This is a genomic window from Streptococcus sp. E24BD (assembly GCF_041807825.1).
GTDB classification, from domain to species: domain Bacteria; phylum Bacillota; class Bacilli; order Lactobacillales; family Streptococcaceae; genus Streptococcus; species Streptococcus entericus.
The window spans coordinates 1-616 of record NZ_JBGTZB010000082.1 but is presented as its reverse complement, the minus strand read 5'-3'; the positions used below and the strand labels follow the sequence as shown (position 1 = coordinate 616).

Here is a 616-nt window from a genome sequence, read left to right as displayed (position 1 = left end):
TCATATATAAAATTTCCTGTCAATTATATTTGTATTTGTGTATTTTTTGATTTTTTTAATTTTAAAATTAAAAATGTTGCTGTTTATGACTAACTTTTGTACAATGAGGATAATATACCATGAAAAGAAGCAAGGTGATGACAATGATATCTGACAAACTCAAAATGAGACGAAAAGAATTAGGACTCTCTCAAAAAGTCCTTGCTGATGGGATTTGTGAACAAAGTTAGATTGGTAAAATTGAGCGTAATCATTTGATGCCTTCTGCAGAACTTTTGTTCCAACTATCCCAAAATCTAGAAGTCCCTTTGGATTATTTTTTCAATGACCAAATAGAATTAACATTTGACTTATCTGAGTTCAAACAACTATCAGATAAACTACTGAATGATAAAAATTATGATGATTTGGAATATCTCTATAAAGTAGAACGAGAGCGAACAAGATTTCTATCCTCTTAAGACCGCGTATACCTTGAGTGGATTAAAGCCATTGAATCGGTTACACTAAACTAGACAGAATTTATAAAGTGTTCTACACTAAAGAAAACAGGAGAACTCTATGTCTAGAAAAATCCGTCGTCAATTTAGTGATGACTTTAAGCAACAAATTGTTG

1 pseudogene is annotated in these 616 nt (G+C 30.7%); it reads left to right on the top strand.

From position 1 onward, the window contains the following. Positions 1-230: 230 nt before the first annotated feature. Positions 231-458, top strand: a pseudogene (locus ACERC5_RS10175) (XRE family transcriptional regulator); the annotation flags it as partial. Positions 459-616 lie beyond the last annotated feature (158 nt).